Source organism: Pseudomonas sp. HN2-3 (assembly GCF_020691745.1).
Lineage (GTDB): Bacteria > Pseudomonadota > Gammaproteobacteria > Pseudomonadales > Pseudomonadaceae > Aquipseudomonas > Aquipseudomonas capeferrum.
This window is the reverse complement of the sequence record NZ_CP085704.1, coordinates 3,336,396-3,343,481: the sequence shown is the minus strand read 5'-3', so window position 1 is coordinate 3,343,481 and position 7,086 is coordinate 3,336,396. Positions and strand designations below refer to the sequence as shown.

Genomic DNA, 7,086 nt, shown 5'->3' with positions numbered 1-7,086 from the left:
TGCGCTACTCAGCCGTGCGTTCCAGTGTGCGGTCTTCGCGGACGAATGCAATGAAGCGCTGGCTTGCCAGGGCCAAGTATTCACCGCGTCGCCAGCACAATCGAAAGTCCATGTGCTGCGCGGGTTCGAAGGGAATGCCGACTAGCCCTGGTGTGCATTGCTGCACCGAACGCAGCAGGGTGGCAATACCGACGTTGTCTTGTGCTGCCTGGATCACCAGCGAAACGAAGTTGCTCTGCAGTGCAGTCCGGTAGCGCACGCCCCGCGTGGCGACGAATGCGTCGAGCATGTGCCGTTGCAGGAATGTGCTGTCGAATACGGCCATTTCGACGTCCTGCAGGTCGCCAGGTTCAAGATGGGGCAGGGTGGCCAGGGGATGGTCCGCGTGCATGCACAGCACCATTTCATCCTTGCCCAGCAGCACTGACTCCCAGGACGGGATCACGCGCCGCGACTCGAGCAGCGCCACATCGATTTCACGCCGCTCCAGGCGCTGGCTGATGTCGTCGGCGCTGCCTTCCAGCACGGTCATGACAACGCCTGGGTAAGCCTTGCGAAAACTACTCAGCAGCCTAGGCAGATAATAGAGGCCGAACATCGGCGGGATACCCAGGCGCACCTCGCCGCTTTGCAGGTCCCCCATGTCGCGCAGTTCTTGGCGAGCCGTGTCCAGTTCTCGCAGCACCGAATCGATGCGGGCGAGGAAGCGTTCGCCTTCTGCGGTCGGCACTACACGGCGGCCGGCGCGGTTGAACAGCATCATGCCCAGTTCTTCCTCCAGGCGGGTAATCGCCATGCTCAATGCCGGTTGAGCGATGTGCAGGCTTTTCGCAGCCTTGGTAAAACTGCCCTGGCGATTGACCTCGACGCAGCAGCGTAGCGCTTTCAGGTTCATGCCACTGCTCCATAACAAAATGTGATCGCGAGTATCATAACAATATATTTTTCATTATGAACAAGCTTGTCTAGGATGTGCTGCTCAACCACCAGGGGCCGCATGATGACCATCGCTTTTATCGGTTTGGGAACAATGGGGCTGCCCATGGCAACCCACCTGCTCAGCGCCTACCCGGGCTTGTTGGTGAGTTCTGCCAGCGGTCAGGCGTATGCGGCGCTGGAGCGTCTGGGCGCGCAGCCGACCGATGAGCGTAAGGCCTTGGCCGCTTGCGACACGGTGTTTCTCTGTTTGCCCGATGACCAGGTTGTCGAGCAGGTGCTGTTTTCTGCCCAGGGCCTGGCGCAATGGATGCGCCCTGGCAGTACGGTGGTCGATACCAGTACCCTCGGGTATGCCCAGACCCTCGACATCGCGCGCCGCCTCGCCTCGCTGGGCGTGCGTTTCATGGACGCCCCTGTCTCGGGTATGGCCCAGCGCGCTGGCGACGGCACGCTTACCGCCATGTGTGGTGGCCAGGCCGAGGTCGTTGAACAGATGCGTCCTTACCTGCAGACCATGGCATCGACCATCCTTCATATGGGCCCGGTGGGCAGCGGCCAATTGGCCAAGCTGATCAACCAGTTGCTCTACAACATCAACATCGCAGCACTTGCCGAAATCCTGCCCATGGCCTGCAAGCTGGGCCTGGATGCCCAGCAGGTCAGCCGCGTGGTGAACACTGGAACCGGGCGCAGCCACGCTTCGGAATACTTTCTGCCGCATATTCTGGCCGGCAGCTTCACCAGCAGCTACCCGCTGCAGGATGCCTACAAGGACATGCGTCACGGAGCACAGCTGAGCGCCGAGATGGGCCTGCCACTACCGGTGTTGGCGGCTGCCACCGCGACCTACCAGACGGCACTGCTGCAAGGCCATGGCAGCCAGGACAAAGGCGCCATGATCAAAGTGTTCGAGGCGCTGCTCGATGTGCAATTCCGTACCCCACCTGCAACCCATTGACCCGCCCACTCAGCCAGAGGCCTTGATGACTCCTTCGACGTTCACGCCCCAGCCAACCGCCGATGCCCTGTTGCGCGCATGGCGCAGCGGCGACCTTCTGCAGTGTTTGCCCGCGCACCTGAAACCCGAGACCCTCGAGCAGGGGTACGACGCTCAGGATCGGCTGTTCAGTACGGTGGGTGGCCAACGTGTCGGTTGGAAACTTGGGGTAGGCAGCCCAGCGGCCATGCACGCCGGCAAGCTGACACGGCCGCTGGTTGGGCAACTCGATGCTGCGCGCTGCCACCCAAGCGGGGTCAGGGTACCGTTGCCGGCGCTGACGCCGGTCACTGTCGAATGTGAAGTCGCGTTCGTGCTTGACCGCGATGTACATCCTGAACCGGGGCGTGCACCGACAGCTGACGATATCCGTGCCACCTGCGTAACCTTCGAGGTCGTCCGTTCACGCTTTGTTGATCGCAAAAGTGTCGGCTGGCCGAGCTTTGTGGCCGACAACGTCGGTTTTGAAGCGCTGGTCATCGGCGAGCACATTTGCAGTGGCATCGACGATAGATTGCTGACTGAACTTGCCGCGACCGCGGTCGTGCATCTGGATGGCGTGCCACGGGCGCGTGGTTTGTTCGGCGATGCCGCGACAGACCCGATGCATTCGCTGGCAGCGTTGTATGCCCATGCGGCTGAGCGCGGGCAGGTTCTGCGTGCGGGCGATATCGTCTCGACAGGCGCCATGTGCGAACCGTTCGACCTGGTTGGCACTGGCCATCATGTCGCGGTGAAGTACTTTGACAAGGAACTGCTGTTCAGTGTTTAGCGGCCAAACTGCATGAGGCTTCACTGATTGCCGATAGGAATACCCTTCGATGCTTTTAGACACGGTCTTCACCTGATCTATGCTTGGGGCGAAAACCTGTTATCGATCAAAGACTGTTGAGGCCTCGCACGTGGGGCAGGAGCAAGGATGGCCCAGTCAAAGAAAATCAGCGTCATGCTGTCCAGTCGCTGCAACGACCGTTTTCCCGCTGGCAGCGATCAAACCCTCAGCAGTATCCGCGCGCAGCTCAAGCGTGAGATAGAAGGCACGACGCTGTTCGGCAAACAACTGTTCGAAGTCTGGATCAACGAAGATGCCCCCCCGGCCGATGGCATGCAGGACAGTTGGGACGCTTGTTTACAAGCCGTGCGCGATTGCGATGTGCTGTTGGTGCTGTCCAATGGCAATGCCGGCTGGGCCAGTGGTGACGGTGACATCGGCATCTGCCATGCGGAGTACATGGAAGGGCTTGCCACCACGCGCGGGAAGGTGCGCTTCATCGCCATGCCGAATATTCCGATCGGTGATAGCCGGGAAGCTGAGGCAGCACGTAATCAGCGCTTCCAGGCGTTTATCGCGCAACAGACCCCGTTCAGGGGGGGAATGGTCTCTACCGTCGAGCAGTTGCGCGACCGCGTTCAGGAAGCGCTGCTCGACGCGGTGGTGGTTCTGACCCAGCGTGGGGTAACCGCTGCCGCTTCGAGCCGCTTCGACATGGGCCAGGCGCTCGATTGGACACGGATGGACTTTCGTCAGCGCAAACGCGCGATGGAAACGGTGTTGCTGCAGGCGCTTACGGGTGGCGAAGCCCCTGTGGGCGATGCGTATGCCATTGTTCCAATGGCCGACGTGAATATCGCTGTGTTTGTCCATGCAATCCCGGCTGCGTTCACCGTTGCCGCTGCGCGTGAGTTGGTGGGTAAACCCTTTCTACGTGACCATGAGCATGCTCATTTATTGCAAGGCGCGCATGGGCCGTTGCACCTGATTGCCTGCCATCGGGGGGCTACAGAGCATCAGGCCACGGCGTTGCTGGGCTTTGCTGATGCAACCGTGGTCAGCGGACCCTTCGGTGTGTTTGTCGCCGATGATGTACAGAAGGTACAGTTTGCCTTCCTGGCCAACTGCCGCGATGCGTCGCAAACGCGCCATGCGCTGCAGCGCTTCAGAGAATGGCTGGACCAGACCGGTGAAGCGCAGAGGCTGGCCAAGAGAGCCGTTTCGCGCGCCAGAATTGTCAGCGTTATTGCTGCCGAGCTTGAGGGGAGATAACAGGGATGTCCAAAGCACGCTTTACCGTAGGGCCGGTGTTGTCTTTTCGCGGCGTCAGTGAAACCGGGCAGTGGCAAGTGACTGCGTTGGTCGGGGTTGCACAGGGTTCTGCATTCCCCGCGCTGGTTATTGAAGGGCGGGCATGCGCTGCGCCGAAGGTGTTGCTGGAGCATGGCAAGGAAACCATCCTTCGCTATGACCTGAGCTGCGAGCAACAGGCCCAGGAGCGAACGGTGCAATTTGGTGCAGCGCAGGGCGGGCCGCAATGGGAGTTCTCCGTGCCCGGCCGAGACTATGCCCCGAGAATGGCCTACGTCTCTTGCAATGGCTTCTCCGACCCTAGTGGCATGCGCAAGTTGGTGCGCCCTGAAAACGCCGTCTGGGCTGACCTGATCAGTAACCATGACAGTACGCTGCGCGATGCAGGTTACGTGCTGGACAAGGAGCAGCTTTGGCACGAAGCCCGTATCCATGACAAGGGCTTGAAGCGCTTTCAATTGCTGTTGATGGGGGGCGATCAGATTTACTTCGACTCGATCTGGGAAGATATAACTGCGCTCAAGAAATGGGTCGGGCTGTCGCGCAAGGAGCAGTTGGCATTCAAGGTAGGCGTGACGCTGGAGAAGGAGATTGAATCTTACTATTTCGGGCTCTATGCCAAGCGTTGGCTGCCGGATACTCGGCGTGACTGGGGCCAGGCCAAGCCGAACCTGGATGCCGCTGATGCGATGGCGAGAATCCCCACGGTGATGATGTGGGACGACCACGACATCTTCGACGGCTGGGGGTCTTACAGCCCCGCCATGCAACACTGTGAGTTGTTCCAGGTGATGATGCGCCACGCGCGCAAGGCGTTCTGGGTGTTTCAGTTGCAGCATGCCCTGGATGACTTGCCGCCGCTGCAAGGGCTGAAGCGTGCAAATGTTTCCCAGCAGGACCCTCAGTACGAGCCGATAGCATGGGGCACATGGCTGAAAGGGGACCGTTTGGCCTTGCCACTTCTGGATGGCCAACCGGGCTTCAGTTTCGGCTTTCACATAGGGCCGGTATCACTGTTCGTGGCTGATTTGCGCACCGAGCGTTCACGCACCCAGGTGATGGGGGCCGCGACGTGGGCTGCCATGCAGGCTTGGCTCGGCACACTGCGTGACGGTGAGCCTGCTCATCCGGGGAGCAAATGCCAGCACCTGATCTTCATGTCCTCGGTGCCGGTCGCGCACCCCAAACTGTCGCTGGCTGAAGGGTTACTCGATACCTTCGGCCAGGACCATGTGCTCGACAGCAATGCTGACGACCTCAAGGACCATTGGTCGCACGGCGATCACGAGGGCGAGCGCAAGCGCCTGCTGGAATCGCTGACCCGGATTGCCGAGCAGAGGCTGCTGCGGGTATCCATCGCTTCTGGGGACGTGCACGTCGCGGCGTGGGGCAGCTGTTATCGCCGAGACATCCCGCCGACCTCGAACTGGGCGCAGATTCAGCAATTCACCTCGTCGGGTGTGGTGCATCCTTCGTTGATCGGCGTGGCCGAACGGCTGTTTCTGCAGTTGCTGAACCATACCGCGAGCAAGGTCCAGTCCATCGATGTGCAGCACTGTGTCGAGATGATGCTGTTCCCGGGGTTCAATCGCTATGTGATGCCATCCCGGAACTGGTTGGCGTTCGAGTTGGACATGGGCGGTGAGGCCGGTAGCAAGCTGTGGGCGACCTGGCGCTGTGAAACGGAGGCAGGGTTTTCCAACCACTTGCAGGCGGTGCATCCGGCTCAGAAGTAGAGCGTGCCAACAAATCCTGGCCTCAGTGCAGCCGATAGGCATCCTGCGCCATTGCGAGCATCAGTTTGGCTCATTCGGCTTTACCCTGATCAGACCAAGGTCGGTGTTTGGGGGCAGGCGAACGCCCGCCCCGCCAGATCAATCTACCCGCACGAACACGTTCTTGGCCATGTCACTGCCACCAACGGCTTCCAGGCGCTTGCCGCCATCCAGTACGCGAACGTTGATCAGGGCTACCCCGTCCTTGTTGCGAGCAGTGACCACATCATCTTTGCGCTCCCACTCGTCAACCTTGACCTTGTTGCCGTTGGCGATGATGTAGTCGCTCGAGAACTCTACCGTCTGCTTGGGACCCTGGAAGCCCATCACGGTGGTGGTTTGTTCGTAAGTGCCTTCCAGCGCGTCGCCGCCGCAGCCGGCCAGTACGCAGAACGGCAACGCCATGAGCACGAATTTGAGTTTACGCATGAGATTTCCTTATCGGTTGGTGGTGATGTCGGCGGGTCAACCCATGGCGGCCGTTGATTCAATCAAGACCCGCCATGCGCTGCCTTACAGGGGGCAGAGCTTACCTGAGTGACGCCGAGGTATCACGAAATGTCATCAACGCCTCTCACTAACGCGCACGTGGCCCAGCTTGGCCAAGTAGAGGCGCCCGGGGATTCCAGGCGTCATACGGGCAGGGTGGATTACCTGAACAGCGGCACGCCGCTGAGCTTCTGCAACTCGTCGAAGTCGATGTCGGCGCAGATCTCTATCACCTGCAGCCCATCGGACGTCACCTCCAGCACGGCCAGGTCGGTGTAGATGCGGCTTACGCAACCGATACCGGTCAGCGGGTAGGTGCACTCGGGCACGAGCTTGCTTTCGCCGGACTTGGTCAGGTGGTCCATCATCACGAACACTTGGCGGGCGCCCGTGGCGAGGTCCATCGCACCGCCTACAGCCGGGATCGAACCTTCGGCGCCGGTGTGCCAGTTGGCCAGGTCGCCCTTGACCGACACTTGGAAGGCGCCCAGTACGGCGATGTCCAGGTGGCCGCCACGCATCATCGAGAAGGAGTCGGCGTGGTGGAAGAAGGCACCGCCGGTCAGCAGGGTCACGTGCTGCTTGCCGGCGTTGATCAGGTCATCGTCTTCTTCTCCCGGCGCAGGGCTTGGGCCCATGCCCAGCAGGCCGTTTTCGCTGTGCAGGAATACTTCCTTGTCGCCCAGGTAATTGGCCACCAGGGTCGGTGCGCCGATGCCCAGGTTTACATAGGCGCCTTCCTGAATGTCTGCGGCCACGCGCTGGGCCATCTCGGTACGGGAGAGTTTTCGGGTGATGGTCAT

Annotated in this window: 8 protein-coding genes; 4 read left to right on the top strand and 4 right to left on the bottom strand. The window is 60.6% G+C overall.

Annotated features, from left to right (window positions below):
- Positions 1-4: 4 nt before the first annotated feature.
- Positions 5-895 carry a LysR family transcriptional regulator gene (locus LJX93_RS15210; RefSeq protein WP_033698426.1) on the bottom strand — a complete coding sequence of 297 codons (891 nt, stop codon included), beginning with the start codon at positions 893-895 and terminating at the stop codon, positions 5-7.
- On the bottom strand, positions 892-1,044 hold the full coding sequence (locus tag LJX93_RS15205) for a hypothetical protein (protein ID WP_227697323.1): 153 nt from the start codon (positions 1,042-1,044) through the stop codon (positions 892-894). Before LJX93_RS15205 ends, LJX93_RS15210 begins: the two co-directional genes overlap by 4 nt.
- On the opposite strand from LJX93_RS15205, the gene LJX93_RS15200 reads away from it, so the two are divergent.
- The 4 genes from LJX93_RS15200 to LJX93_RS15185 all read left to right on the top strand — a co-directional run bounded on the left by LJX93_RS15200 (position 1,043) and on the right by LJX93_RS15185 (position 5,755).
- Positions 1,043-1,897, top strand: coding sequence for an NAD(P)-dependent oxidoreductase (locus tag LJX93_RS15200; RefSeq protein ID WP_238338593.1), 855 nt, complete (start codon positions 1,043-1,045; stop codon positions 1,895-1,897). The two genes, LJX93_RS15205 and LJX93_RS15200, sit on opposite strands and share 2 nt — an antisense overlap.
- 25 nt (positions 1,898-1,922) lie before the next feature.
- A complete protein-coding gene (locus tag LJX93_RS15195; RefSeq protein WP_047583142.1) occupies positions 1,923-2,708 on the top strand; it encodes a 2-keto-4-pentenoate hydratase in 786 nt (261 codons plus the stop codon).
- 147 nt (positions 2,709-2,855) lie between these two features.
- Positions 2,856-3,980: a DUF4062 domain-containing protein gene (locus LJX93_RS15190; protein ID WP_186664227.1), complete on the top strand. Its 1,125-nt coding sequence runs from the start codon at positions 2,856-2,858 to the stop codon at positions 3,978-3,980.
- A gap of 5 nt (positions 3,981-3,985) precedes the next feature.
- Positions 3,986-5,755, top strand: a complete 1,770-nt coding sequence (locus tag LJX93_RS15185) for an alkaline phosphatase family protein (RefSeq protein ID WP_227696143.1) — start codon at positions 3,986-3,988, stop codon at positions 5,753-5,755.
- 138 nt (positions 5,756-5,893) lie between these two features.
- On the opposite strand, the gene LJX93_RS15180 is transcribed toward LJX93_RS15185, so the two are convergent.
- Together LJX93_RS15180 and LJX93_RS15175 are read right to left on the bottom strand one after the other, a co-directional pair.
- Complete coding sequence (locus LJX93_RS15180; protein ID WP_033698419.1) at positions 5,894-6,223, bottom strand: hypothetical protein; 330 nt, start codon at positions 6,221-6,223, stop codon at positions 5,894-5,896.
- A 221-nt stretch (positions 6,224-6,444) separates the two neighbouring features.
- On the bottom strand, positions 6,445-7,086 hold the full coding sequence (locus tag LJX93_RS15175; RefSeq protein ID WP_033698417.1) for a 3-oxoacid CoA-transferase subunit B: 642 nt from the start codon (positions 7,084-7,086) through the stop codon (positions 6,445-6,447).